25 protein-coding genes are annotated in these 25,463 nt (G+C 45.9%); 22 read left to right on the top strand and 3 right to left on the bottom strand.

What is annotated here, in order from left to right; translation table 11 throughout:
* Positions 1 to 104 precede the first annotated feature (104 nt).
* Genes ACFVTB_RS02030 through ACFVTB_RS02010 form a run of 5 tightly spaced genes read left to right on the top strand, consistent with a single transcriptional unit; the run spans position 105 to position 5,027 of the window.
* A complete protein-coding gene (locus tag ACFVTB_RS02030) occupies positions 105 to 1,223 on the top strand; it encodes a helix-turn-helix domain-containing protein (RefSeq protein ID WP_387744362.1) in 1,119 nt (372 codons plus the stop codon).
* Positions 1,220 to 2,134, top strand: a complete 915-nt coding sequence (locus ACFVTB_RS02025; protein ID WP_387744359.1) for an ABC transporter ATP-binding protein — start codon at positions 1,220 to 1,222, stop codon at positions 2,132 to 2,134. The genes ACFVTB_RS02030 and ACFVTB_RS02025 overlap by 4 nt, the downstream gene beginning before the upstream one ends.
* On the top strand, positions 2,131 to 2,922 hold the full coding sequence (locus ACFVTB_RS02020; protein WP_387744356.1) for an ABC transporter permease: 792 nt from the start codon (positions 2,131 to 2,133) through the stop codon (positions 2,920 to 2,922). Before ACFVTB_RS02025 ends, ACFVTB_RS02020 begins: the two co-directional genes overlap by 4 nt.
* A gap of 42 nt (positions 2,923 to 2,964) precedes the next feature.
* A complete protein-coding gene (locus ACFVTB_RS02015; protein WP_387744354.1) occupies positions 2,965 to 3,639 on the top strand; it encodes a response regulator transcription factor in 675 nt (224 codons plus the stop codon).
* Positions 3,636 to 5,027 (top strand): sensor histidine kinase, encoded by a 1,392-nt coding sequence (locus ACFVTB_RS02010; RefSeq protein ID WP_387744351.1) that lies wholly within the window; start codon positions 3,636 to 3,638, stop codon positions 5,025 to 5,027. Before ACFVTB_RS02015 ends, ACFVTB_RS02010 begins: the two co-directional genes overlap by 4 nt.
* A gap of 27 nt (positions 5,028 to 5,054) precedes the next feature.
* Here ACFVTB_RS02010 and ACFVTB_RS02005 read toward each other — a convergent pair whose 3' ends face one another.
* A complete protein-coding gene (locus tag ACFVTB_RS02005) occupies positions 5,055 to 5,486 on the bottom strand; it encodes a hypothetical protein (protein ID WP_387744349.1) in 432 nt (143 codons plus the stop codon).
* Positions 5,487 to 5,819: 333 nt separating this feature from the next.
* Here ACFVTB_RS02005 and ACFVTB_RS02000 point away from each other — a divergent pair, with 333 nt between their 5' ends.
* On the top strand, positions 5,820 to 6,761 hold the full coding sequence (locus ACFVTB_RS02000) for an alpha/beta hydrolase (RefSeq protein ID WP_387744911.1): 942 nt from the start codon (positions 5,820 to 5,822) through the stop codon (positions 6,759 to 6,761).
* Positions 6,762 to 6,874: 113 nt separating this feature from the next.
* Here the strand turns inward: ACFVTB_RS02000 and ACFVTB_RS01995 are convergent, their stop codons facing one another.
* Entirely contained in the window at positions 6,875 to 7,393 is a 519-nt protein-coding gene (locus ACFVTB_RS01995; RefSeq protein ID WP_387744346.1) for a DUF3231 family protein, read from the bottom strand.
* A gap of 201 nt (positions 7,394 to 7,594) precedes the next feature.
* On the opposite strand from ACFVTB_RS01995, the gene ACFVTB_RS01990 reads away from it, so the two are divergent.
* The 5 genes from ACFVTB_RS01990 to ACFVTB_RS01970 all read left to right on the top strand — a co-directional run bounded on the left by ACFVTB_RS01990 (position 7,595) and on the right by ACFVTB_RS01970 (position 13,224).
* Entirely contained in the window at positions 7,595 to 9,079 is a 1,485-nt protein-coding gene (locus ACFVTB_RS01990; protein ID WP_387744343.1) for an amidase family protein, read from the top strand.
* Positions 9,080 to 9,194: 115 nt separating this feature from the next.
* Positions 9,195 to 10,694, top strand: coding sequence for a spore germination protein (locus tag ACFVTB_RS01985; protein ID WP_387744340.1), 1,500 nt, complete (start codon positions 9,195 to 9,197; stop codon positions 10,692 to 10,694).
* A gap of 21 nt (positions 10,695 to 10,715) precedes the next feature.
* Entirely contained in the window at positions 10,716 to 11,912 is a 1,197-nt protein-coding gene (locus ACFVTB_RS01980; RefSeq protein WP_387744337.1) for a Ger(x)C family spore germination protein, read from the top strand.
* Between the two features lie 34 nt (positions 11,913 to 11,946).
* Complete coding sequence (locus ACFVTB_RS01975) at positions 11,947 to 13,041, top strand: GerAB/ArcD/ProY family transporter (RefSeq protein WP_387744334.1); 1,095 nt, start codon at positions 11,947 to 11,949, stop codon at positions 13,039 to 13,041.
* Between the two features lie 24 nt (positions 13,042 to 13,065).
* The gene (locus ACFVTB_RS01970; protein WP_387744332.1) at positions 13,066 to 13,224 is read left to right on the top strand and encodes a hypothetical protein; all 159 of its coding nucleotides are present in this window, start codon (positions 13,066 to 13,068) and stop codon (positions 13,222 to 13,224) included.
* Positions 13,225 to 13,296: 72 nt separating this feature from the next.
* Here ACFVTB_RS01970 and ACFVTB_RS01965 read toward each other — a convergent pair whose 3' ends face one another.
* A complete protein-coding gene (locus ACFVTB_RS01965; RefSeq protein WP_387744329.1) occupies positions 13,297 to 13,935 on the bottom strand; it encodes an HD domain-containing protein in 639 nt (212 codons plus the stop codon).
* Between the two features lie 162 nt (positions 13,936 to 14,097).
* Between ACFVTB_RS01965 and ACFVTB_RS01960 the strand changes: the two genes are divergently transcribed.
* The 11 genes from ACFVTB_RS01960 (at position 14,098) to ACFVTB_RS01910 (ending at position 25,412) form a co-directional block, all read left to right on the top strand.
* Positions 14,098 to 15,003, top strand: a complete 906-nt coding sequence (locus tag ACFVTB_RS01960) for a LysR family transcriptional regulator (RefSeq protein ID WP_387744326.1) — start codon at positions 14,098 to 14,100, stop codon at positions 15,001 to 15,003.
* Between the two features lie 122 nt (positions 15,004 to 15,125).
* Positions 15,126 to 15,764 (top strand): HD domain-containing protein, encoded by a 639-nt coding sequence (locus ACFVTB_RS01955; protein ID WP_387744323.1) that lies wholly within the window; start codon positions 15,126 to 15,128, stop codon positions 15,762 to 15,764.
* A 336-nt stretch (positions 15,765 to 16,100) separates the two neighbouring features.
* Positions 16,101 to 16,886, top strand: a complete 786-nt coding sequence (locus tag ACFVTB_RS01950; RefSeq protein ID WP_387744321.1) for a DeoR/GlpR family DNA-binding transcription regulator — start codon at positions 16,101 to 16,103, stop codon at positions 16,884 to 16,886.
* Between the two features lie 51 nt (positions 16,887 to 16,937).
* Entirely contained in the window at positions 16,938 to 18,017 is a 1,080-nt protein-coding gene (locus ACFVTB_RS01945; protein ID WP_387744318.1) for a phosphate/phosphite/phosphonate ABC transporter substrate-binding protein, read from the top strand.
* Positions 18,014 to 18,856: an HAD family hydrolase gene (locus tag ACFVTB_RS01940; RefSeq protein ID WP_387744315.1), complete on the top strand. Its 843-nt coding sequence runs from the start codon at positions 18,014 to 18,016 to the stop codon at positions 18,854 to 18,856. Before ACFVTB_RS01945 ends, ACFVTB_RS01940 begins: the two co-directional genes overlap by 4 nt.
* Before the next feature lie 74 nt (positions 18,857 to 18,930).
* On the top strand, positions 18,931 to 21,753 hold the full coding sequence (locus ACFVTB_RS01935; RefSeq protein ID WP_387744312.1) for an S-layer homology domain-containing protein: 2,823 nt from the start codon (positions 18,931 to 18,933) through the stop codon (positions 21,751 to 21,753).
* 72 nt (positions 21,754 to 21,825) lie between these two features.
* Complete coding sequence (gene phnC / locus ACFVTB_RS01930) at positions 21,826 to 22,632, top strand: phosphonate ABC transporter ATP-binding protein (RefSeq protein ID WP_387744310.1); 807 nt, start codon at positions 21,826 to 21,828, stop codon at positions 22,630 to 22,632.
* The gene (locus ACFVTB_RS01925) at positions 22,629 to 23,375 is read left to right on the top strand and encodes an ABC transporter permease subunit (RefSeq protein ID WP_387744307.1); all 747 of its coding nucleotides are present in this window, start codon (positions 22,629 to 22,631) and stop codon (positions 23,373 to 23,375) included. The genes phnC and ACFVTB_RS01925 overlap by 4 nt, the downstream gene beginning before the upstream one ends.
* A gap of 101 nt (positions 23,376 to 23,476) precedes the next feature.
* Positions 23,477 to 24,070, top strand: coding sequence for a PhnE/PtxC family ABC transporter permease (locus ACFVTB_RS01920; protein ID WP_387744305.1), 594 nt, complete (start codon positions 23,477 to 23,479; stop codon positions 24,068 to 24,070).
* A 12-nt stretch (positions 24,071 to 24,082) separates the two neighbouring features.
* Complete coding sequence (locus ACFVTB_RS01915; protein ID WP_387744303.1) at positions 24,083 to 24,295, top strand: hypothetical protein; 213 nt, start codon at positions 24,083 to 24,085, stop codon at positions 24,293 to 24,295.
* 340 nt (positions 24,296 to 24,635) lie between these two features.
* Entirely contained in the window at positions 24,636 to 25,412 is a 777-nt protein-coding gene (locus ACFVTB_RS01910; RefSeq protein ID WP_387744301.1) for a DeoR/GlpR family DNA-binding transcription regulator, read from the top strand.
* The last annotated feature ends 51 nt before the right edge of the window (positions 25,413 to 25,463 follow it).

Genomic DNA, 25,463 nt, shown 5'->3' with positions numbered 1-25,463 from the left:
TAAAGGTTTCCTCACAGTTAATTTATTCAACTAAAATCAACCACAAATCCATTTCAGTTGATTTTATTAACCGTTATAATGGTGGCGAGTGGAGGTGGTTGCTTGTGAATGAAATTAACATTTCTCGGTCAATTCTAAACAAGCGCAAAGAAAAAGGCTTGACCCAAGACGCCCTTGCCGATTATATCGGCGTTTCCAAAGCGTCTGTATCCAAATGGGAAACGGGCCAAAGCTACCCGGATATAACGTTTCTGCCAAGGCTTGCAGCTTTTTTCAATGTCAGCATAGACGAGCTTATGGGATATGAGCCGCAAATGACAAAGCAGGATATACGCAAACTATATCAGCAATTATCGATGGAATTTTCCACGCGTCCATTTGATGAGGTAATGAATCATTGCCGCGATGTCGCCAAAAAATATTTTTCGTGTTTTCCGCTGCTGTTTCAAATTGGCGCGTTGTATGTGAATCACAGCATGCTGGCCGGCGGTACGGATGAAACCTCAAAAATTTTAGAAGAAGCGAAGGTCTTGTTCGTCAGGGTAAAAACAGAGAGTGACGATGTAGAACTGGCGAGACAAGCATTGAATATGGAAGCGTTATGTTTGCTTTCCCTCGGTCAGCCCAATGAGGTGCTGGAATTGCTGGAGGAAACGAATACAGCACTAGCCTCTTCTGAAACGCTGCTTGCTTCAGCCTATCAATTGACTGGGAATATAGGAGAAGCTAAAAGTGTTTTGCAGGTCGGGGTGTATCAAAATGTTCTGAACTTGATTCATCAACTCACTTCATACCTTGGGTTATGTAAGGATGATGCTGCAGCGTTCGAAGAAACGGTTCAGCGGACGCTTGCTGTCGCCCAAGCTTTTCAGATCAAAACCTTACATCCAACGGTTCTGATGAGTTTTTATATAACCGCGGCACAGGACTATATGACGATAGGGAGTAAGGATAAAGCATTAGAGCTATTGGGGAAATACGCAGAGCTGGTTGCCGGAGATATTTACCCTTTGCAGCTGCATGGAGACGATTATTTCAATCGGCTGGATGACTGGCTGGAAAATAAACTCGACTTGGGGACAGCGCTGCCGCGTGATGAAAAGATTGTCCGGCAAAGTATGACCGACGCTGTTGCCAGCAATCCGGCGTTTACGGCGCTAGCGGATGAGCCGCGATTTAACAATATCGTGCATGGGTTGAAAAAGGGGGGAGGGCTAATATGAAAGCAGTTGTGGTGGATCATTTGACTAAAATGTTTTCCGATGGCAAAAAGGCATTGGATAACATAAGCATCTCTCTTGAGCCAGGTGAAGTCTTTGGCTTTCTTGGCCCAAACGGCGCCGGAAAAACGACCACGGTCAAAGTATTAAACGGAATGCTCACATCTTCTGAGGGAAGCTGTCGTGTGTTTGATATCGATCCGGCGCAAAGCCCGGAAAAAATACATCGTCTGTCCGGCGTGATGACGGAGCATGCGCAAATGTACGACAATCTGACAGGGCTTCAAAACCTGCTTTTCTATGCGGCTGTATTCGGCGTCAGCTCCGGCGAGAGTGAACAGCGCGCTGAATCGCTATTGGAGAAATTGAATCTCTTGGATGCGAAAGATAAGAAATTAGCTTCCTATTCTACCGGCATGCGCCAACGGCTTTCCCTCGCTCGCGCGATGATTCATCATCCCCAAGTCCTGTTTTTAGATGAACCGACCTCCGGGCTTGATCCTGAGAGCGCCCAAAGCGTCAACAGCCTGATTCGTAGCCTTGCACGGGATAAAGGCATGAGCATTTTCTTGTGTACCCATCAGTTGCGCTATGCGCAGGAAATTTGCACCTCATACGGGTTGATTGATAACGGGTCGTTGCTCGCGACGGGAAGTCTTGAACAGCTTCGTGCCAGGGTGTCTTCCGGTATGACAGTCAAGCTGAAAGCCAGCGGGTTCCCCAGCAGTCTGCCGCATCGGAAAACCGGAGAGCAAAGCTTTGAGATGGATATACAATCGGAAGAAGAAATCCCGCCTATCGTTCGGCGCATTGTGGAGGAAGGCGGCAATGTCTATCATGTGTCGGCGCAGCGTCCTTCCCTGGAGGATATCTATTTCGAATTAATTGAACAGCGGAAGGGGGTCAGCAAATGATTAACTCCATGCAGAGAGCGATTATTAAAAAGGATATAAGAGGCATAACCGCTAACAAGCAATTGTTCACCACCATACTGATTGTACCGCTGGTGCTGACAGTTATTCTGCCCTCGATATTTATTCTGGTTATCTACTTTGTGCCGGAAGGGACGTCCGATTTTCAAAAGCTGTTAGAAATGCTGCCCGTCGCAGAGCAGACAGGCCCTTTAAATCAGAACATCATAAAACTTGTGATGAACAGCATTATGCCTGTATTCTTTTTGATCATCCCGATTATGGCTTCGTCCGTCATGGCGGCGAGCTCCTTTGTCGGGGAGAAAGAGAAGAGCACGTTGGAAACGCTGCTTTATTGCCCGCTGTCCTTGAGGCAAATATTCCAATCCAAAATACTGGCATCCTTCCTGATGAGTATGATCGTCTCGTTTACCTCCTTTTTGGCCATGATGCTTGTGATGGAAATCGAAATCGTTCTAACAACAGGCAGTATGATACTGCCAAGCATCAGTTGGCTGATTATTATGCTGCTTGTATCTCCGGCTATCTCTCTAATCGCCATTACGCTCATTGTACGCGGCTCCGCGAAAGCGCAAACTGTGGAGGAAGCCCAGCAACGCACCGTTTTTCTCGTCCTGCCCGTGATCCTTCTGGTAGTTGGGCAGTTCACCGGCATCCTGCTTGTAAGCATTTGGATTTTATTGGGTTTAGGTGTTGTTCTTTCGCTGCTTGCTGTGATTCTCATAAGAGGCTCGATGGGGAAATTCAGCTATGAAACGATTTTGGGATAGGGTAAACTGGTTTTGGGATATAGAACAGAAAAGAGGGAATGGATGCCTACAATATTGGTTGCTGACGACGATGAAAACATTCGTGAACTCGTCTGTTTGTTTCTGCAAAACGATGGCTTTGAAACGGTTGAGGCAGCTGATGGCAAGCAAGCACTGGCTGTCTATGCCTCGAAGCCTGTCGATCTTGTCGTACTGGATATTATGATGCCGGTTATGGATGGCTGGACATTGTGCAAGGAGCTTAGAAAAGCAAATCCTGAGCTTCCGCTGCTGATGCTGACGGCCAGAGGCGAGACTTGGGAGAAAGTAAAGGGCTTCGATCTTGGGACGGACGATTATTTGACCAAACCATTCGATCCATTGGAGCTGAAGGTCCGGATTAGAGCGTTACTGAAACGATATCGGATTGGGACAACGCAGACCATTCAGCTCGGCAACACCACGCTGGATCGACAAGCTTATAAGGTAACGAGCGGAACGGAATCGCTCACATTGCCGCTGAAGGAATTTGAATTATTGTATAAGCTCGCCGGAACACCGGGGCAGGTCTATACACGTGAGCAGCTGATCGACCAGATTTGGGGTATCGATTACGCTGGAGACGACCGTACGATAGACGTGCATATTAAGCGTCTGCGCGAACGGTTCGCGAATACGTCCGATTTTCGCATTGAGACGATACGGGGGCTGGGGTACAGGCTAGAGGCTGACGAATGATCAGATCCCTCTATATAAGAGTCATATTTACCTTTCTAACCGCTGTTCTTGCGGGAATCATCATCGCTTTTACGATTACTTTTTTGACTTTTCAAGAAAAGATGAACGGAAACTTGCAAACAACCTTGCTCAATTTGGGTCAGGATATCGCTCGGGTTTACGAGACTGTACCGTTACAAGAGGCAGAATTCATCGTAAGCGGTATGAAAATACTCGATTCCTACGACATTCGAATATACGATGAAACGGGACAGTCCGAGTATTTAGGATCACATAAAGGACCAAATTCTACTATCCTGTCAATGGCCGATGTAAAGAAAGTATTGGCTGGCGAAGTGATTCAAGTCGACCCAAGCTTTACTGCGCAAAGTCTCTTAGGCATGCCGTTGAAAACGGAGGCGGGAACGAGAGCATTGTTTATTGAGTCGCTTGTTGCTCCCACAGCCTCTTTTACTATAAAATGGGTATCCACCTTTTTGATTTATTTATTGTCAATTGGGAGTGTATTGATTTTGGCTGCTTCTATATTTCTGGTGAGACCAATCAAGAAATTGACAGAAGCGACTAGGCGAATAGCAGGCGGAGATTTTAACATCAAGTTGAATATTAAGCAAAAAGGGGAACTCGGTACACTGGCACAAAGCTTCGAACAGATGATGTTTGATCTTCGGCAGCTTGAACAGATGCGCAGAGATTTCGTGTCCAATGTGTCCCATGAGGTCCAGTCGCCGCTGACCTCCATATCGGGGTATGCTATGGCACTTAAGCAAGTAAATCTCTCGGATGAAGATCGAATCCGATACCTGGATATCATCATTTCTGAAGCATCGCGGATGTCCAAGATGAGCGATAGTTTGCTAAAGCTGAGCCTGCTTGAATCCCAATCGCAACAAATGCGGCTGACTTCATTCAGCCTTGATGAACAAATTAGACGAGTCATCGTCGCTATTCAACCGCAATGGTCAGCACGTAATATTCGTTTCGAACTCGATTTGAAGACAGCAATGCTAACTGCCGATCATGATCAGCTTAATCAAGTATGGACGAACCTGCTCGGCAACGGCATTAAATTTTCGGAGGATGGCGGCGTTATTCATGTCAGCATTAAGCAAGATAGTAAATATGTAATCGTCCGTATAACCGACTCTGGTATTGGCATTTCTCCTGAGGATCAGAAGCATATATTCGAGCGTTTTTTCAAGGCTGATCGTTCCCACAGTCGTAAATATGATGGCAGCGGCATGGGACTGGCCATTGTTAAGCAGATCGTATCGCTACATCATGGCGATATTCGTGTGGAAAGCGAGCTGGGCCATGGGACGACCTTCATTGTTACCTTGCCCGCTGCAACGCCTACAGAAATAGTAAAGCCAGATTCCTACCGATAACATTTAACATTAATAAATTAGGCGATGTTAATCTCGGAATGCGTCGGGGTAGATTGCAAAACTAGATTTCGTTTCATAATCAAAAACTTGAACAGTATGGACAGCAGGTAAAACAACTGCGACTCGTTCTTGGTTCAATATGCTGCTATCGGTTTGCACATAAATCTGTGCTTCCTTTTTATTATCAGAGATAATAATGCTGCTAATTGTAGGCTTGCCAAAACTATCATAAATGCAAACCACAGAACCGTTAAACATCATATTACCGCCAGTCCCAAAACCCCAAGCTTTGGTTGTTGTACCTGATAATCTTTGGAATATTCCAGTATCATCACACCTTTGCATCTTTGCAGAATTAGTGATGACCTGTGTTCTCTTTGACTGATGATTAATAAACAAAAAAGTAGCGGTTAAAATAATCAGTGATACAATTATAATGAACGGAATCTTGAATTTCATAATCTTCGCCTCTTTTATTAAGAATCGGACAAAGTATCCACAATCACAATTTCCAGTATTCTCATATATAACGAAACCAGGCTAAATGATGTTGCAAATATTTGGTGAACTACAGTCTCCTTGCAAGCTTCCTTGCAGGTGAGGCTGTAGTATTTTTTTCACCTGTTCATATTCCGTTCATATTGACGTAATGAAGAGTACATATTCGTTGTGTAAAATTCCCTTAATGGCTTATAGCTAATAAATAGGTGATGTCAGGAGTAGATAGGTGTGAAAGCAAGTGAGGTTTTCAAACGGAAGCAGTCGACTACAGCAGGAAAGGAACCCACTCCCATGTTGAAAAAAATACTGAAAATTATATTGAAAGCATTAGCTGTAATAGTTATAGCAGTACTCCTCATTCTAGCTGTTGTTTTTATCTTTAATAAGGTAGCGACCAAATCCGAGGCATCCAAAATACATTCTTATGGTCAGTTAGTGCCTGTAGACGGCAAAAAGATGAATGTATTGATCCAAGGTGAAGGCGAAGAGACGATCGTGTTGCTTCCGGGCTATGGAACGGCATCGCCTGTACTTGATTTCAAATTGTTAATTGATGAGCTGTCTCCTTATTACAAAGTAGTGGCAGTAGAACCTTTTGGTTATGGATTAAGTGATGCAACCGACAAAGAAAGAACGACTGAAAATATTGTAAGTGAAATGCATGAAGCACTGCAGAGCCTTCAAATTGACCAATTTATTCTGATGGGTCACTCTATTGCAGGCATTTACGGAATAGAATACGTGAAGAAATATCCAAACGAAGTGACTGCATTTGCCGGTGTGGATAGCAGCGTTCCCAAACAAGGGAATATGGATGTTAAACTACCAATCGGACAGTTTAATTTTCTCAAACAAGCAGGTATCGTCAGATTGGTCATGCAATTTGGCGCAGATCCTTATGATGGACTAGCATATGATGATGAAACAAAGAAACAATTGAAACTGGTTAATCTTAAAAACATGTATAATTCCACAACTCTAAATGAAATGAAAAATATTTCTTCTAATTTTAAAGCAGCCAGGGAGCTAACTTTCCCTAATGATCTTCCGCTGATTTTCTTTATACAAGCCAATAACACAGGTGTTGAAGGATGGATACCGCTGCATGAAGAGCAAATCAAAGACTCTGTTCATGGAAAAGTGCTTACATTTGATGGAGATCATTATTTACACCATACTAAATCAAAAGAAATCGCTGAAAGCTTCAGAAGCTTTATGAATGAAATAAAATAGTGTGAACGGGCGCCTGCATCCAACAGGCGCCCGTTTTCGTTCGGCGGAGAATTCTTTTCATACCCTTGTTATGGAAGAGATGGCGCAGCTTTTATAATCAATGTCGGCAATTCTTAGACTTTAGCTGTCTCTGGTCGATTTACTTGAAGCGGCGGGGTGATGAGCCATCCTTTATCTTTGAGCATCTCGAGGATTTTGATGCCTTGAGCTGCTTTGGTGAGATGATATTTAGCAAACAGAGCTCCAATATCTTCTCTAATCGATTGGGCCATCGCTTGACTACAAGCAACAAGACTCATTGATGTGTCTGTGGCAATTTTGATCGCAATCTCAGGATCAGTAAATCTTGCGCCAGCAGGGATATCTTCAAGTTTAACGGTTGGCCTCTCTGGCATAGTAGGTGTTGGAGTGATTCCATTATTAATGAGCAAAGCATCGAGTTCTTTGCTTTCCAGCTTTGCCTGGTCAACAAGAGCCTCCAATATTTTGTTCAGATCCTTATCGCCGGAGTGATTCAAATAGGCTTGATAGCAAGATATAGAGCCTTTAGCTGCTGTTGATGCCATAAATACACTAGAAATTTCTCCATAGTGCATGGGTTTATCTTTTGGGTTGTCACTAAAAATGCCCATTCCTTTTAGCTCCTCTTCTTGGATTGAGTTTGTGCATCAAAATTATTGTGCTCAAGATAATAAAATTAATGTAAGAAGATTACCAAACATCACAACTCTACCATTGATCGAGAAGCTTGAAAGTTATAGAAAATGACCTGGGAGCATGCTATCATAATACTATTATATTAAAATTTTCCAGTATCGGGGGCAACTAAATAGATGAGCATTAATATAGAGGATTGGATTCAGGACGCCGATTTGGCGAGCATGCAACAGGCGATGACTTCAGGCGAGTATACGTCCGAAGCAATCGTTCTTGCATTTATTAAACGCATTCATAAGTATAATCCTTTGATCAACGCCGTTTTAGAGATCAATCCAGATGCGCTTGAAATTGCAAGAATTCTCGACAAGGAACGAATTACAACAGGCAGTAGGGGACCGCTGCACGGAATTCCCATTCTGATCAAGGATAATATTGATACGCACGACCGTATGCATACGAGCGCTGGTTCTGTCGCATTAGCGGAGTCTTTTGCTGCAGAAGATGCGTTCATAGCCGCTAAGCTACGCGCTGCTGGTGCGGTTCTTCTAGGCAAGGCCAATATGACCGAGTGGTCGAATTTTATGTCCAACTATATGCCGGCCGGATACAGTTCCAGAGGCGGATATGTATTGAACCCATATGGACCTGGCAAGCTCTTCGTCAGCGGGTCAAGCTCTGGCTCGGCTGCAGCCGTAGCGGCCAGCCTGTCGGCAGCGGCGATCGGAACAGAAACAGCGGGTTCGATCGTTGGTCCGGCCAGCCAGCATTTTCTCGTCGGAATAAAGCCTACTGTAGGGCTCGCTAGCCGCAGCGGCATTATCCCGATCTCCGTCAGTCAGGATACGCCAGGACCGATTGCCAAGACAGTGACGGATGCAGCGATTTTACTCGGAGCAATCGTTGGAAAGGACGAGAACGATAAGGCGACATGGAAAAGCCCAACGGCTCTTCATGACTACTCCTCCTATCTAGATCGAGATTTTCTGCGTAAAGCCCGTATTGGGATTCCAAGACATTACTATCGATCGTTGGATGAAGAACGGCTTGCCATCATGGAAGACTCTATTAAAGTTCTGCGTGAGCAAGGTGCAACAGTGATTGACCCTGTAGACCTCCACTTGGAACAGCATTCATGGAATAATGACGTGATTTGCTACGAATTTAAAACAGGCCTGAACCGTTACTTATCGAAATTAGATTCAAATGTGCCCGTGCATTCCCTTCAGGAACTGATTGCTTATAATCAGAAACACGCTGCTTCTGCATTGAAGTTTGACCAAGATAACCTGATTCGTTCGGAACAAAATACATTAAACGAGACAACTTATCATTTTAAACGCCAAGAATATAATCAACCGGCGGTCACGAAAGGGATTGACTATGTACTCGATCAATATGGCTTAGATGCATTAATGTTACCCGGGGATATTGACGGCATGTACATTGCTGCCCGGTTAGGCTACCCTCTTATCACCGTACCCGCCGGTTATTCAGCAGAAGGAATAGTGGATGCAGATGGCGATTCGACGCAAGGTCCGTTTGGTGTTATCTTTTCCGGGAAGGCTTTCAGTGAGCCAACGCTGATTAGCATCGCTTATAGTTTTGAACAAGCAACGCTGATTCGTCGTGCCCCAGATCTGGATAAATGGATGTCATAATAAAATACAGAAAACAAGCGATGTCACGCCGTGATATCGCTTGTTTTTGCATAATTCGGAAACAGACGGCTCATATTAATAAAAACCAGTTATCCATAAAAAGGATGATATTGAAATGGAGTCCAACGAGCAGCCAGACAGCACCGCCAGCAGTTATACGCTATGTGCAGATTTGGATGAGAATTTCAAGCAATTCCAGACTGTATTTAATAACTGCGGGGATATCCAATACCGGCAGTTTGAGCTGATTACGGAGCGGCGTGGCACGTTTATTTTTTTAAGCGGACTGACGGATATCGGTGCCATTGATATGGATCTGTTGAAGTATTCGATTGAGTCCAGCTTAGCCGGAAAATCAGAGGGACTGACGGAGGAAAATAAAGCCGCCATCCATTCCAAGCTCAGCTTCACCTCGCAAACAAGCTGGAGCGATGATTTCCAAGCAACGGTTAAAGAAATTCTATCGGGCGAGCTTGCGGTGCTTCTGGATGGCGTCACACAAGTCTTATTGCTCAATATAAAAGGTCTGGAAAAAAGATCCATTGAAGAACCGGCTACGGAAGCTGTTATCCGCGGCCCGAGGGATGGCTTTCAAGAAAGCATAAGCACGAATATCAGTTTGATTCGCAGACGGTTAAAAACAGCGCAGATGAAGCTGGAAATGTTTACAGTAGGAAAGTTGTCCGGCACCGACCTTGCGATTGCTTACCTGGAGGGCATTGCAAAAGAGAACTTAATTACAGAAGTGAAGGAACGAATCGGCCGAATTCAAATCGATGCTATATTGGAAAGCGGATATCTGGAAGAATTAATTGAGGATCATTCCTTATCGCCGTTTCCGCAAGTGATGGTGACCGAACGTCCGGATAAAGTGGTCGGGAATCTGCTGGAAGGCAAGGTCGCCATTATCATTGACAACACGCCTTTCGTGATGGTCGTCCCGGGTGCTTTTTTTCAACTGCTCCAAACCCCTGAAGACTATTATCAACGATATTTTGTCGCTTCGGCTATTCGTATTTTACGTTTTATAGCGGTTGTTTCTTCTCTGCTCCTGCCGTCTCTATACGTTGCACTAACAACTTATCATCACGAAATGATACCGACGATGCTGCTCATCAGTATCGCTTCTTCCCGGGAAACGGTGCCATTTCCTGCTTTTATCGAAGCTTTGCTAATGGAGGTTGCTTTTGAGGGATTGCGGGAGGCTGGTGTGCGTCTACCGCGTCCGGTGGGACAAGCGGTAAGCATCGTCGGAGCGTTGGTTATCGGTCAAGCTGCCGTAGCCGCTGGCATTGTATCCCCGCCGCTATTGATCATCGTGTCGATGACCGGTATCGCTTCATTTTTATTCCCAAGCTTTCAATTGGGACTTGCCTTCCGGCTGCTTCGCTTTCCAATGATGATCGCAGCGGCAACCTTTGGCCTTTACGGCATCTTAATGCTGCTGCTTCTGCTGCTGCTTCATATGCTGCATCTTCAGTCATTTGGTGTTCCCTATATGGCGCCATTGTCTCCATTGCGTGCGGGCGAACTCAAAGATGTGATTTTTCGAGCTAACTGGATTAAGATGACGAAGCCTCCCAAATCGGGCGGAGAGAGTAAACCTACAAAATAAATGTATCTATATGAGGTCGTGATGAGAAAACCGATCCTTCTGTTGCTCACGCTGGTATTACTTATATTGCAAACCGGCTGCTGGAGCAGGATAGAATTAAACGATGTCGCCATCGTCACCGCGTCGGCAATAGACCTTGCCCAAGATGGAAAGTACAGATTAAGCGTGCAGATTCTAAAAATGAAAATGACAAAAGGCATCAGTGAAAAAGGCGGTTCCAGCGATAATGCTACCCTGATTCTCTCTGCAAAAGGGGATACCATCATGGATGCTCTTAACATTCTTCAGAAAAAAATTCCCCGCCTTATTATTTTCTCTCATAATCGGGTCGTCATTGTCGGTGAAGAACTGGCCAGAGCAGGGATTACACCCGCACTAGACTTCTTCTCCAGACATCGGGAGGCGCGAGGGAACAGCTTCTTGCTGACGACAAAGGGAGAGGCCGTGGAATTATTAAGAGTTCCTTCAAACTTTGAAATTTTCACAGCAGAGGAGATGAGGGAGGAAGAGAAAGCAAGAATGCTGGATAGCGCCAGCATCAGAGATTTTGACTACTCCTTGTTCGAGAAGGGAATAGAACCTACAAGCTCACAGATGCAGGTTGTGCCTTTGAGTGATCAGCACGGCAAGCCAACGAAAGAAGACGAACTGGGAATAGGGCTGGTTGGCGTCGGGATTTATCGCAAGGACAAATTACTTGGGTGGATGAAGCGGCCGGAGGCCGAATGTTTATTATGGCTAAGAAACAAGATGAAAAACAATATTCTGACCGTTGCTATACCCGGAAAAGAGGAAAAGCCAGGTCGTGTAAGCGTCCAGCTTATCAGTGCCAAAACCAAGTACAAATCGAAAATTTCAGGGGAGAAGATTCAATTTGATATAACGGTTAAAATGACCGGTGAATTATATGAAAACTCAACCAAGCTAAGTATTAAAGAAATGAAAAATTTAAACAAAATTCAACATGCGCTTGAAAAAGAGGTCGAAAACCGTGTCAACACGACGGTGAAAAAACTGCAGAAGCAGTTTAAATCGGATGCTGTTGGGTTTGGTAAAATTTTACACAGACAGCATAAGAACGATTGGAATAACAAAATTGGCATCCGATGGGAAGAAGAATTCCCGAATATTGAAGTAAACACAAAAGCCACGTTTAAGCTGATCGGGACTGGTCGTGGGAATGAATCCATTGTGGAAGAAGAGGAATTGGAAAAGTAGGACCATTTTGCATGAGGAATAGGGATAAGACGGTATGGATACTAACACTATTTCTAAGCACCAGTTGCTGGCCATCTCCATTATATATCAAATCGGGACGACCATCATATTTGGTTTCGCCTCAGGGGCAGGAAAAGATTCCTGGCTGGCTGTTTTGATTTCCACTGTTTTGGGAACAGCCATCATCATGGTTTATGTCAGCGTAACCCAATTAAACCCGGGCCTCACCTATATAGAATGTTACCCGAAACAATTCGGCAAGTGGCTGGGCACGCCTATTGCTTGGCTCCATCCGTTACTGTTTTTGTATATTGCAGGGAGGATCGTCGCAGACATCAACAATTTGGTGCCATCGACGATTTTGCCCGGCACGCCCTCGTGGTCCATCCTAGCGATCTTTATAATTGTCATTGGATATGCTCTTTACCTGGGGTTAAGGGTGATGGGGAGATTGGCCGAAATCATGCTTCCGCTTCTGGGATTCATTTATATTGTAGAAGTGATCCTAATTATTAGCTCCGGCGTTATCAAAATCGATAATTTATTCCCGTTGCTAGACAAAGGCTGGAACCGAGTTTGGAAGGTGGTCTGGCCGCTGGGGATCATACAATCTTACGGGGAATCGCTTGCTTTGGCGATGGTTTGGACTTCAGTCAGGCCTAAGGGGCGGATAGGCGGAACGTTGATTCTGTCGACGCTGCTGGCAGGCAGCTTTATCGCCTACACGGATGCGATGGCGGTTTCTGTATTTGGAGAAGAGATTTTTAAGCGGGCAACGTATCCCATGTATGCGTTAATCCAAGCGATTTCCGTAGCAGATTTCATTACGCAGCTCGATGCGACAGGTGTTCTGTACTTTTGTTTTATGGCGTTCTTAAAAACTTATATTTATCTGTTTGCTGCGGTCCGCAGTATTCAGAAGCTAACCTACGCGCAAAGCAACCGCAGCTTTATTATACCTGTCGCTCTCATTGCGTTTGTGTTAGGTTTAACCATGGCGCCGAACGTGATCGTACATATTGCTGTGGTTGAGAAAATCGTTCCGTACAGTCCGATTTATTTATCCTTAATGATTTTCATCCCAATGGTATTGATGATGGTATCTTGGATTCGAAAAAAACAAGCCTGATCTGACAACAGGGGAGGTAAACGGATGGGAAGCTTTATTACGTTTTGGGAATCCTATAGCATGCTGCAGTATCCGTGGATACAACCGGTGTTTTTTGCCGCAGCAGCCATCGTGTTGTCATTCTTTACCTGGTTCAGAAAGCCCCGTCAAGATCGTTCGAAGGATTCCGATTCGGAGGAATAAGGAGTGTAGGGACATATAGTTCATGCCCGTTTGGAGCATTCACGCTCCAAACGGGCATTTTTAACATTATTATTATTCTTTCCAGGCAGAATGACGGATGCAATCACAGAAGTTGGTGCGTTTGAAGCCTGGGATCATCTCGGCGCAGACATCAGCTTTGATGTTTCCGAACGTGGTTTCCGTTTTATGCTTAAACCCTTCGTAGAAGGCGGGGATAATCCTATTCTTGAAGTCGTTGCGCGGAAAGGCTTCAACAATTTGGTTGCGAATATCGTCGGAAATACGCTCGTAATTTTCACCCATTACATCGTAACCTACACCCGAGTAAAGAAGGGCTACTTCTGATTCTTTGTGCTCCGCTATGCCGATCGTTGTGTGCAGCGCAATGGCATCCCATACGCGGCTGATGGATTCCAAGGGCACGCCCCGGCTCTTCAGAAAATCTCGCGCCGCGTTGGCGCCATCCACTTCAAAGCGTTTATCCGGGCTGCTGTAATGCTTGGTCAGTCCAAGATCGTGAAAGATTGCACTGATATAAAGCAGTTCCGAATCGTAAATAACACCCGCCTGATTACCTTGGATCGCTCCAAACAAGAATACTCTGTTGGAATGGTTCCACAATAGCTCATCGCCATGATCACGAAGTAATTCCGCCGCCTCCCGTGCAAGTTTGCTATCGGGAATTTTTATTTCTGCAATGATTTTAGACATTTTTATTCCTCCCATAAGTCGTATTTGGCTTACAGGAACATTGTAGAATTACAGCTGTCATAGATCAATCTATTATATTCGATAATATCGATAGATGAATTAAATCAATATTTGATATATCATACATCTTGTACGCGTTATGAAATGAGGGGGCGAACCAAGATGGAATTTAGACAGTTGGAATGTTTCAAGTCTGTTTGTGAGCATCTCCATTTTACTCGAGCGGCAGAGCAGTTAGGCATTTCCCAACCGACGTTGAGTTATCAGATAAAGCTGTTAGAAGAAGAAGTCGGAGCTCCTTTATTTAATCGAATCGGCAAAAAAATTACGATGACCGCGAGTGGAGATATTTTATACAGATATTGTTTGCAAATTTTTGGCGCCATGTCTGGCTTTCGAAATGAAATTAACGAGTTGCGCCAGATGGAACGCGGCCAGTTATCCGTTGCCGTACTAATAGGTGAAATAAATGAGTTCGTTTCCGGTTTGCTTGGCGATTTTTCTCGCCATCATCCGAATTTGAAAATCAGACTGCTCGGATCGGAAGACGTCGTGGGGCCGATTTTAAGCGAGGATGCGGATATTGGGGTCACTATATTACTGAAGGATGATGACCGGTTCGAGAAAATTCCAATTTACGAAGAGGATTTCTATTTCGTGATGAGAGACGACCATCCCTTGTCTGGACAGTCCTATGTTGAATTTGATCAGGTTCGCAAAGAGGAGATTATTATGTTCCCCGTAACCCATAGTTGTCGGCAAATGCTTGATGCGGTTAGTTTGGGCATGGGATTTAAGCTGCAACCTAAAATCGAAACAACGACCATTAGTTCCTTGTTGAAGCTCATTCAGTCTGGAGCAGGAGTAACCATATTGTCTAGAACGTTACTTCACTTATATGATCCGCAAGGGCTCGTAACGATTCCGGTGGTGAATCCTTCGTTATCGAGAGAAGTTGGCATCGTCTATTTGAGGCAAAAATATTTGGAGACAGCAGCCAGAGAGTTAATTGAGCGCATTAAACAAAGTGCACGTTCGCTGAATTTAGTGAACCCCCTTCGTGATTAATCTCATCTATCATTATTATAGAAATAATGATATTGATCGATAATCGCTAACTATCATAGAATCAAGGTGCGAAATATGAGCATCAATTGAAGTTAGCGATTGTATAAAGGGGGAAGTTGAGCATGTCTAATTTTATCGCAGATATAAAGATTCCTGATAGCAAACTGGCCGTTGAAGCAGCTGAATTATTGCGCGAGCATGGCGACGATCTATTGTGGAATCATTCGAACCGGGTATTTTTGTTTGCAGCTATGAGAGGTAATCTTAATCACATTAAATATGATCCGGAATTGCTTTATATCAGTTCGCTTTTTCATGATCTTGGCCTTACCCCTGCATTCAGAAGCGCTGACAAGCGCTTTGAGGTCGATGGGGCTAATGCGGCCCGCCATTTTCTTCAAAGTCGCGGCGTCCCCGAAGATGACATTCGGCTTGTATGGGATGCGGTAGCCTTTCATACTACTACAGGAATCGTCGAATATAAGGAAGCCGAAGCGGCGCTAATGAATTTTGGCGTTGGGTATGATGTGGTGGGGAAGAACTTTGATTTCATCTCGGCAGAAGTGCGTGAGCAAATCGTTAAGGCTTTTCCACGAAATAACTTCAAGAACAGAATATTACCTGCATTCTTGGAGGGCTTCAAACATAAACCGGAAACGACATACGGCACTATTAACGCTGACATTTGCGAAATGCTTCTGCCGGGATATAAACGCCCTAATTTTTGTCATCATGTTCTTCATTCCAGATGGGATGAATAGAACGCACTGTTTGCAATCATTTCTGGCGACCTAGAAGAAGATATCTACCGGGATCAATGAATAAGCACCCTTTAGCACCCTTGGAATGGGCTGAAGGGTGCTTTTATTTTGTAGAGCATAAGTTTCCCAACGTACAAACCCAACTGAAGTACAACCAAAAACAAGAATTTACAATATCATTACTTGTTTTTAATTTTGAGTTGATACTCCAACTGCAAAATAATGATTGTAAAACGGTCCAAGATTGAAAGCGAATGTGAAGGGAAATGAGCTAGGTGGTGGTTCGCAAATTTTTGTAGAAATGAAAATTCATTAGAGATCATAAGAGGTGTAGGCATGTCCCTTATAGGTGAAGAACGAAAAAAAATGATTCTTGACATTTTGAACCTGGAAGGCAAAGTGCGTTCAGCAGATTTGGCAGAGAAGCTGAAAGTTTCAGGTGAAATGATTCGCCGTTATTTAGAAGATTTGGAGGCGGAGAAGAAGCTGCGCCGCATTTATGGCGGGGCTGTCAAAATGGAGCTCACTCGAGAAGAGCCTACATACCTGAACCGGGAAGTGGTCAGGGTCGAGGAGAAGAAGAGAATCGGTCGTGCCGCTGCCAGACTGGTGGAAGATAATGATGTCATTTTTATCGATGACGGCAGCACGACAATGCAGCTTATTCATTATCTGCAAAATAAACAAAATATCACGATTGTGGTGTTTTCCTTTCATGTGCTCCATTTGTTGAGCGAGATGCAGAATGAGGGAGTATTCTTGGGCCAGATTTACTTCCTGGGCGGCAAAGTAATGTCCAAATACTCGCGGGTAACAGGCGGCATGGCAGAAAGTATGGCGGATAACTTCCGCGTGGATAAGGCTTTTATCTCGGTAGATGGGCTAATGATAGACAGCGGGATTACCGGGTTCGATCTAGAACGGGGATATCTGATCCGCAAAATCGTTCACCGGGCGCAGTTAACCGTTGCCATGACGGACCAAACCAAATTTGGCGGCATTCATCCCTATCAAATTATCGATATGAAAGATATCGATATCATTGTGACCGACGTTGCGGCTCCTACCCTATGGGAGATTGAACTGAAAGACAGGAATGTGGACTGGATTCACGCCCGTTAAAGGTATTCAACCGTTTTTAAAAATACAAATTGGAAAGCCAGGTCGATACACATGAAGAAACTCTTACTAATGATAAGCATCGCGCTGCTTGCGCTGACAACTGCCTGCTCGGTCGATAACGGCAGCAAAAACATCCCAACAACCGGCGGTGATCAAGGCAACAGCGGGAAATCGAATTCTGGCAAAGATACGATTACGATCGCATGGCTCCCCAATGAATCGAGTGGCGATCTGAAGGATACGCGCGACGCCATCGGCGAAGTGATCTCGAAAGCGACAGGGAAAAAGGTCGAGCATTTCACCACAACGGACTACATCATCGCCATCGAAGCTTTGGCTAACGGAAACGCAGACCTTGCTTATATGGGGGCCACCGCATATGTGGAGGCAAAGAATAAAAATGCGAACCTGCAGCCGCTTATCGTCAACACTGGCAAATCCGGTACTTTGGATGATGCTGTATATTACGGATGGCTTGCCGTCAATGAAGCCGACAAAGATCAGTATAAGGATGGAGAGGGCTACTCTATCGCAAACATTCAAGGGAAGCGTTTCTCTTTTGTATCGAACAGCTCGACTTCCGGATTCAAAATACCGTCCAATGATATTATTGCAACCTTCTCCAAGCAGGATGCCTTCAAAGATTTGAAACCGGAGGATTTGATGGAAGGCGGCAAAAACCAATTTTTCAGTGAAGTATTATACGGTGGCTCCCACCAAGGCTCAGCCGTAAATTTATTGACAGGTAAAGCGGATATTGCAGCGTTCTGTGATACTTGCGTCGGAAACTATATCGAGTTGAAGGACGGCGAAGCCAATCGTCCGGGCGCCCTGTACACAGTGAAAGACAAAGCAGAGCAGCCCTTCGACCAACTGGCAGGCAAGACTTTCAACCTCATTAAAGTAACACCGGTATTGAACGGTCCGTTCGTTGCCAACCGTGACCAAGTAAGTGACGAAGACTTCCAAGCAATCGTCAAAGCGATGACTTCGGAAGAAACAACCAATAACGAGCGCATTTTCTTGCCAGAGGATTCGAAGTCTTCGGGACTTTTCTGGAAAGCGGGCGAAACTCATTTTGTCTCCGTCGAAGATGAGTGGTTCAATCCAATCCGTGAGTTGTCCAAATGAAGGTTCAACTGAAATTGGACGGCTGCATTACAACCGTTAAAGGCATCCTGTTCGACAAGGATGGAACATTGTTGAATTTTGTGTCCCTATGGGGCATATGGGGCGAGCTGCTGGTGCTGCATGTGAACCAAATCGTCAGGAGAAAGTCGCTCACACATGACCTGCCTAAGCCGTCGGAGTCGCTGTCTGTTATTCTCGGCGTAACTTGCGATGAACGGGGCGGAATCGTGGATTACGATACGGAAGGCTTACTGTCAACGGGATCTGCCGCCGACATTCGAAACGCGGTTGTTCAATACTGCATAAAAGCCGGTTTTAACTCTGCTGAAGCGGAAACGATCGCGGAAGAGAGCATGAGCGAAGCGAGCAAAGGAATAGACGAACTTCGTCCCGTTCAGGCTCGCGCCCGGGTCGTGGAAGTGCTTAAGCATTTGAGCGAGAAGGGAATCCGAATCGCGGTTGTCACAGCCGACGAAACGGAGGATGCGATAAAGCATCTCGAATGGCTGGGAATTTCGCATTATTTTCAGACGATCATCGGTCATGATCAGGTACCAAACGGTAAACCGAATCCTGATATGGTGTTCCTTGCATGCGAGCGGATGGGTTTGTCTCCTTCCGATGTTGCCGTTATCGGTGATACCGAGGGCGATATGCGGATGGGAAAAGCGGCCGGCGCCGCATTAACGGTAGCGATTCTTCCGGAAGGCAAGGCAGTCCCAATCGGCGATGATAAAAATCATTATGGCAGCGCGGATGTTTTGATTTCTTCCTATGAGCAATTACTGCACGGTTTAAACCAATCCACACCTAATGAAAGCGAGGAAATGTTCTCATGAACCGCAAGCTCCTGGGGTTACGTGCATTGAGTATTGTGATGGCCTTTAGTTTGCTGTTGAGCAGTTTTGGCGGTATGAGCCCGAACCGAGCTTATGCAGCAAGTTATGATTTATCCATGGATAACACATGGGTCGTGAAGGGCGAGCCAATTGAAATTAACTATTTCGGCTCCCAAAGCGACGAGGACTGGATCGGAATCTACGAAGCCGACCGCCTTCCAGGGCCCATACCTTCGCTTGATTGGCAGAATGCTCCCGAAGGGGATGGCAAACTGACCTTTAGCAAGCCGCTCGAAGCCGGTGAATACAAGGCGTATTTCCTGAAAAACGGCGGTTACGATTACGATACGTTCATTTCTTTTACTATTGGGGAATTGAAGGCTCCTGCTGGTTTGGACCTGAGCGCGGATCGAACGGATGACCAGCATCTGAGCGGTACAGCTGTCATCACTCCGCCAGCGGATAATGATAAAGTAAAGAGTTACAAGCTGTACTGGGGAGGAACTGCCGGCGTGCTGCCGGGAGTGCCGGAAGTGGCCACTGTAACCTCCTCGACCTATACCGATCCGGTTTCCTATGAGATTCCGGTAGGGACGAGCATCCCTGACGGTGCTGTCTCGCTGCTAGCTTCCTCCTTGTGGGGCGGGAAGGAATCGAAGACATTTGCGACCGCCATGCTGCCGGGCTATCAAGTCCCCGAAGAGATTCAATTGAAAATTGCGAGCTTCAATATCTGGCAAGGAGTGATCAACAGTCGATACGGAATCGAGAAATCGGCAGAGTATATTGCGGATGCCATTCAAGCGATCGACGCGGACGTGGTAGGCATTCAGGAGACTAACAGCGAGATGGTGCGTAAAGCGGCCGAACGCTTAGGATTTTACTATAATGTTAGAGATTATGATCTTAGTTTGATTAGCAGATATCCGATTATTGAAGTGGACAAAGAAAATGACTATTACCTGATTGAGGTTGATCCGGGAAGAGCCATTGCCGTCAGCAATGTACATCTCTCGAGTGATCCTTACGGCCCTTATGAGATTGCGGACGGGGTTTCTGTCGAGGAAGTCATCAAGGGTGAAAATCGCCATCATATGAAAGAAATAAAGAATAAGTTCAGCAAACTTCCAGCTCTCGCTGACCAAAACATGCCTGTATTCCTAACCGGAGATTTCAACGTTCCTTCCCATATAGATTGGACCGAAGCGACGAAGGATCGTCATCATGGTCAGGTCGTGGAGTGGCCGGTATCCAAGAAGCTGGAAGCGGTCGGTTTGCAAGATTCCTACCGCGTTATTTATCCGGACCCCGTATCGTCCCCTGGTATAACTTGGGCGGTTGAAGGCACGGAGTGGAGACATCCCGAATCTTATGACCGTATTGATTTCGTGTATGCCGGAGGCCCGGCGATAACGCTGGACAGTCAGGTTGTAGGCGAGAAGAGGGTTAATGGCGGTCCAACCTCTCCAGCGGATCGTGAACTGGATCCATGGTATTTTGATCACCGGGTGGTGGTTTCGACTTTTAACGTGAAGCCGCGTACCTACGACGATTTAACACTGCCAGGCGTTCCTTCGGTCGAGAAAGCCGTTCTTGCCATGGACCATATGGTGGTTGAGCATGGCAAGTCATTCACTTTCACTTATAAAGGTGCTCAGGATGGGCGTGACTGGGTGGGCTTGTATCGTAAAGGCGATACGCCTGGATCTTCGACGCCATCTCTGAAATGGGATTATGTGAATGAACTTCCGAATGGCGAGATTACACTCAGCGATTCCAGCCAAGGCACGGTCCGCGACATGAATGGACTGGCACCAGGCGAATATTACATCACTCTCATGCTGGATGGCGGCTATAAAGAAAATGCCGATCGAGTTTACTTCCGAATCGAGAACAAACAAATAACGGGACTGACAATCGCACCTGACAAGGCAGAATTGGAGCTTGGCAACGTTAACCATTCGGTACAGTTGAAGGTCGAGGCCGTATTCAACACGAATGAAAAGGCAGATGTCACATCTTCGAATGAAATCAGCTATGTCAGCAGCAATTCTAACGTGGCAGATGTAACTGCTGGAGGTTTGGTTCAAGCGGTCTCGGCGGGAGCATCATCGATCAGCGCGACCTATGACGGACAAACGGCGGCTATTAACGTCACGGTTAAGGCTGAGGAGCCAACACCGACGCCGACACCGGAACCAACGCCAGTGCCGACACCAGTACCAACACCAGTACCAACACCAGTGCCAACACCGGTACCAACACCGGTGACATCACCAACACCGGAACCAACACCAACGCCAACACCGGTATCGACACCGATACCGTCATCGAAACCTATCGAAGCCGTATTTAGCGACGTTCATTCAACTACGCCAGCTAAGGATGCTCTCCAGTCGATGTATAACAAAGGTGTCATTAAGGGAACGCCGGATCATAAGTTTAACGGTACCCAACAGCTTACCCGAGGCGATGCCGTGGTTATGCTGAACCGGTTGTTAGAAATTGAAGGAAACAAAGCTATCCGGTTTAAAGATGTGAAAGAAAGCAGTTATTACGCGGAAGCCATCTCTTCGGCCAGCCAATTGGGCCTGGTCCAAGGCATGAATTCGAATGAGTTCCAACCGCGTGGGAATGTGAGAAAGCAGGACTTCCTGGTCATGCTCTATCGTTACCTTGACCATAAAAAACTTCTTGGAACGGCGCAAGTCCAGCCGGAAGTAAATGACAAGGATTTAAAAAACATCCCCGGTTACGCGAAGGAAGCAGTCCGTTACTTCTTGAACAACGGTTTCCTTACAGGCAACGTTGAATCTTTGAAGTTATCAGGTACTGTTACCCGCTTCGATGCAGTGATACTGCTAGAAAAGCTGAATCAAACCTATCTTCAAAAATAACGACGAATACAGGCAGCGGAATCCACGTACAGATTCGTACGAGGATTCCGCTGCCCCATTAAAGGAGCCTTTATGACGACTTTACTAGCATTGGACAAGGTATCGAAGCAATATAACCGGGAAGATTTGGCACTCAAAGACATCAGTTTTACGGTGAAAGCCGGAGCTTTTGTATCGATCATCGGGCCTTCCGGAGCCGGCAAATCGACCTTGCTTCGCTGCATTAACCGTATGGTAGAACCCAGTGAGGGCAGCATTCAGTTTCGAGGCCGAGAGATAACTAGGCTGAAACGCAAGGATCTTCGAGAGGCGAGAACCGGAATCGGCATGGTATTTCAGCATTATAATCTAGTGGAGCGATTGAGTGTGATTGAGAACGTATTGCACGGCCGGCTAGGTTACAAAAATATGCTGGCCGGCGCACTGGGCAGATACACGGAAGCTGAGAAGCGAAGGGCTCAGGAAATTCTGCATACGCTCGGGCTTGGCGAACATTTGTTCAAGCGCTGCGATCAGCTAAGCGGCGGACAGAAGCAGCGTGTCGGCATTGCACGCGCACTTGTGCAGGAACCGGGACTGCTGCTGTGTGATGAGCCGATTGCCTCCCTCGACCCAGGTTCATCCAAGATCATCATGGATCATCTGCGTTCCATTACTTCTACGATGGGTATCTCTGTTCTGGTTAACTTGCATCAGGTGGATGCGGCGATCAACTACTCCGATATCATTATTGGGGTTAACCGCGGACGGGTTGTTTTTAATGGTCCTCCGAAGGAGCTAACGAAGGAGCGAATTCATCATATTTACGGCGCGGAGGCTGGCGACTTAATGTTGGACACGCCGGACCGTCGGAAGGGGGAGGCAGCACTGGCGTTATGAATGTGGATAAATTTTTGGCGAGGAAAAGAGCATGGGTCATATTCTGCGCGATGCTAATACTGGCGGTTGGATGGGGCGCGTCCGTTCTAACGAAGTTTAATCTGTTACGCAGCATAGACTCTCTTCCTGGAGCGGTAAGGTGGGCTTTCGCCAACTTTTACCCCAATGCGGAAGCGATGGATCGATTGCCTCAAATCCTGCCTAGACTTTTGGATACGATTTTAATTTCGGTTGCATCTGCCGCGTCTGGGGCTGTAGTAGCCCTTGTATTTGCCGTTCTGGGCTCCGAAACGACGAAGGTTAATCGGTTTTTCAGCGTGATATGCCGCTTCGTGGCGACCTTGTTTCGCAATATCGATGTGTCGGTCTGGTCGATGGTGCTTCTGTTCTCATTCGGTCAAAATGAAGCAACCGGCTTTTTGGCTCTATTCTTTGCGAGTTTCGGTTTTCTCACCCGGGCATTCATGGAGACGATCGACGAAGTAAGCGGTAACTCAATAGAAGCTTTGAGGGCGTCGGGAGCAGGGTATCTCGCAGTGGTTTGCCGGTCTGTTATTCCTTCCTGTTCGCCCCAAATGATGAGCTGGTTGCTTTATATGTTTGAGACAAATGTTCGCAGCGCCGTACTGGTCGGTCTTCTGACCGGAACAGGCATTGGTTTCTCGTTCGACCTTTATTACAAGAGCTTAAACTACCGCCAGCTTGGTGGTTATCATGATCGTTTTAACAATCGTGCTGATTGAATTCATTTCAAACACGGTTCGTAAAGCGGTCCAATAGAAAGGTTGGGTTTTCCATTCGACTTCAACCATCCCATAAACACGAGTATAACTCCAGTGATACGATGATGCCTCTCCGCAAAAAGCCGTTTGATCGGTCCAGATTCATCGTAAAGCTCACTTTATTTGTTATTGCAGCGATAACAGTCTGGACACTGGCCACTATCGATAGCAAAAATGTCTCCATCACGGAAGGACTTTATCAAACGCTTCGCAATTTCGGAAGTTTGTTCGGTGATCCGCATTTTAAGCATTTTACGCTTAAAGAAGCGGCCTACTCAGGTTTGATCACCATTGGATTGGCCATCATCTCGACATTGATTGGTGCGGTTATTGCTCTCGGAACAGGCCTTCTGGCTGCCCGTAACATAAGCGGAAATACGGTATCGCAAGTTATCAAAGCGATTATGGCCGTCATTCGAGCGATCCCGACCATTTTATGGGTACTGATTATTGCGGTTTCATCCGGCCTTGGCAGCGCAGCGGCAATCATCGGTATTACCTTTCATACCATTAGTTATTTAACCAAAGCTTATGGCGAATCGTTCGAGGAGCTGAATCCAGGCATTCTGGAAGCGTTGAAGGCAAGCGGGGCCAGCCGGATGCAGATCGTATTTCGGGCGGTCATTCCTTCATCGCTGACGTATATTCTCTCCTAGACATTTCTTCGCTTGGAAATCAACTTCTCTAATGCGCTTGCCATGGGCGCTGCTGCCGGAGCGGGAGGCATCGGTTACGATATGTACATGGCGGGTTCGCTCTACTATGATATACGGGAGATGGGTACGCTCACCTACTTTATTCTATTCTTTGCGATTATTCTGGAACTAACCTCCACCAGGCTGAAGAAAAAGTTAAGGTTTGGCGGAACATCCATCCGCTAGTCCTTCAATTTTCATTAGGAAATTGACGGATGAGGATCACTGTAAAACGAAAACAGCCCAGTACCGCGACAGTACTGGGCTGTTTTCGTTTTTTTAGAAAAATAAAAGTGAGTTGAGATGTTTGCATTAGGAGGAAAAGCAGAGACGTTTTGCTTTAGCAAGTCAACAAATTTTGTGGATTTATGTGGTTTATGAGCCGTTATGATGCGCAAAGTTAATACAACATCCACGTTGCGTTAACGGTTAGCTGACATTTTGTCTTTAGGATTGTAATTAATCCACAACAAACAAAAATAAACCACAAAATATTGTTTTCCTCATTGGAGAGGGGAGGTTGGTCATGTCGCTGTCGTTCGAGAAGAGAAAGAAGAGAATTTTAGAGACGTTGAGAAGAGAAGGCCGAGTTGAAGTTACGGCTCTGGCTGAGCAGCTGCAAGTATCTGCTGAGACGATTCGCAGAGATCTGGAGCGTCTTGATAGAGAAGGGAATCTGAAAAAAGTGTACGGAGGGGCAGTCAAGCTTGATTCGGATTCACAGGAACTCCCTTATGAAATAAAGACAAAGCTGCATGCGCAGGAAAAGGCGGCAATCGGAAAACAAGCAGCAGCATTAATCAACGATGGAGATACAGTCATGCTGGGCAATGGCACGACCACCATTGAGATTATTCGCAACTTGGGAGAGAGCCGGGACGTGACGATCATTACCCATTCCACACCGACACTGCTGCTAGCTCTTGAGCAGTTTCCGGGAAGAATTATTTTTATTGGCGGTGAAGTCAACAAGCGGCAAAAATCAGTAGAAGGTCCGCTGGCAGAATTGATGCTTAATCAATTGCGGGTTAACAAAGCGTTTATTTCGGCTGGAGGGGTTTCTATAGTAGAAGGAATTACCGACTATGAGCTGTCCGAGGCCAAAATTTCCAGAATGATGATGGAGAGAGCGGATGAATCATTCATCCTGGCGGACTCCTCCAAGCTGGGACGAACGACCTTTGCGAATGTGTGTCCCTTGGACGATGTATATATGTTAATTACAGATAAGCATTGCAGCCCGGAATGGATGCAATATTTGTCGGATAAAGATATAAGGGTTTTGGTTGCTAAAGGAGAGTAGCGGATAACTGGAGTCTTGTTTTAAGAAGGAGCTGTACAGCATGAATACACA

The sequence above is a fragment of the Paenibacillus sp. NPDC058071 genome (genome assembly GCF_042885235.1).
In the GTDB taxonomy this organism is placed as follows: domain Bacteria; phylum Bacillota; class Bacilli; order Paenibacillales; family Paenibacillaceae; genus Pristimantibacillus.
The sequence above is the reverse complement of the archived record's forward strand: the minus strand, read 5'-3'. Positions and strand labels throughout refer to the sequence as shown.

What these genes read in the sequence shown, in the direction of transcription:
- ACFVTB_RS02025 (WP_387744359.1), top strand. Translation starts at nt 1,220, where the DNA reads ATGAAAGCAGTTGTGGTGGATCATTTGACTAAAATGTTTTCCGATGGC.
- ACFVTB_RS02020 (WP_387744356.1), top strand. Translation starts at nt 2,131, where the DNA reads ATGATTAACTCCATGCAGAGAGCGATTATTAAAAAGGATATAAGAGGC.
- ACFVTB_RS02015 (WP_387744354.1), top strand. Translation starts at nt 2,965, where the DNA reads ATGCCTACAATATTGGTTGCTGACGACGATGAAAACATTCGTGAACTC.
- ACFVTB_RS02010 (WP_387744351.1), top strand. Translation starts at nt 3,636, where the DNA reads ATGATCAGATCCCTCTATATAAGAGTCATATTTACCTTTCTAACCGCT.
- ACFVTB_RS02005 (WP_387744349.1), bottom strand. Translation starts at nt 5,486, where the DNA reads ATGAAATTCAAGATTCCGTTCATTATAATTGTATCACTGATTATTTTA.
- ACFVTB_RS02000 (WP_387744911.1), top strand. Translation starts at nt 5,820, where the DNA reads ATGTTGAAAAAAATACTGAAAATTATATTGAAAGCATTAGCTGTAATA.
- ACFVTB_RS01995 (WP_387744346.1), bottom strand. Translation starts at nt 7,393, where the DNA reads ATGGGCATTTTTAGTGACAACCCAAAAGATAAACCCATGCACTATGGA.
- ACFVTB_RS01990 (WP_387744343.1), top strand. Translation starts at nt 7,595, where the DNA reads ATGAGCATTAATATAGAGGATTGGATTCAGGACGCCGATTTGGCGAGC.
- ACFVTB_RS01985 (WP_387744340.1), top strand. Translation starts at nt 9,195, where the DNA reads ATGGAGTCCAACGAGCAGCCAGACAGCACCGCCAGCAGTTATACGCTA.
- ACFVTB_RS01980 (WP_387744337.1), top strand. Translation starts at nt 10,716, where the DNA reads ATGAGAAAACCGATCCTTCTGTTGCTCACGCTGGTATTACTTATATTG.
- ACFVTB_RS01975 (WP_387744334.1), top strand. Translation starts at nt 11,947, where the DNA reads ATGGATACTAACACTATTTCTAAGCACCAGTTGCTGGCCATCTCCATT.
- ACFVTB_RS01970 (WP_387744332.1), top strand. Translation starts at nt 13,066, where the DNA reads ATGGGAAGCTTTATTACGTTTTGGGAATCCTATAGCATGCTGCAGTAT.
- ACFVTB_RS01965 (WP_387744329.1), bottom strand. Translation starts at nt 13,935, where the DNA reads ATGTCTAAAATCATTGCAGAAATAAAAATTCCCGATAGCAAACTTGCA.
- ACFVTB_RS01960 (WP_387744326.1), top strand. Translation starts at nt 14,098, where the DNA reads ATGGAATTTAGACAGTTGGAATGTTTCAAGTCTGTTTGTGAGCATCTC.
- ACFVTB_RS01955 (WP_387744323.1), top strand. Translation starts at nt 15,126, where the DNA reads ATGTCTAATTTTATCGCAGATATAAAGATTCCTGATAGCAAACTGGCC.
- ACFVTB_RS01950 (WP_387744321.1), top strand. Translation starts at nt 16,101, where the DNA reads ATGTCCCTTATAGGTGAAGAACGAAAAAAAATGATTCTTGACATTTTG.
- ACFVTB_RS01945 (WP_387744318.1), top strand. Translation starts at nt 16,938, where the DNA reads ATGAAGAAACTCTTACTAATGATAAGCATCGCGCTGCTTGCGCTGACA.
- ACFVTB_RS01940 (WP_387744315.1), top strand. Translation starts at nt 18,014, where the DNA reads ATGAAGGTTCAACTGAAATTGGACGGCTGCATTACAACCGTTAAAGGC.
- ACFVTB_RS01935 (WP_387744312.1), top strand. Translation starts at nt 18,931, where the DNA reads ATGAGCCCGAACCGAGCTTATGCAGCAAGTTATGATTTATCCATGGAT.
- phnC (WP_387744310.1), top strand. Translation starts at nt 21,826, where the DNA reads ATGACGACTTTACTAGCATTGGACAAGGTATCGAAGCAATATAACCGG.
- ACFVTB_RS01925 (WP_387744307.1), top strand. Translation starts at nt 22,629, where the DNA reads ATGAATGTGGATAAATTTTTGGCGAGGAAAAGAGCATGGGTCATATTC.
- ACFVTB_RS01920 (WP_387744305.1), top strand. Translation starts at nt 23,477, where the DNA reads ATGATGCCTCTCCGCAAAAAGCCGTTTGATCGGTCCAGATTCATCGTA.
- ACFVTB_RS01910 (WP_387744301.1), top strand. Translation starts at nt 24,636, where the DNA reads ATGTCGCTGTCGTTCGAGAAGAGAAAGAAGAGAATTTTAGAGACGTTG.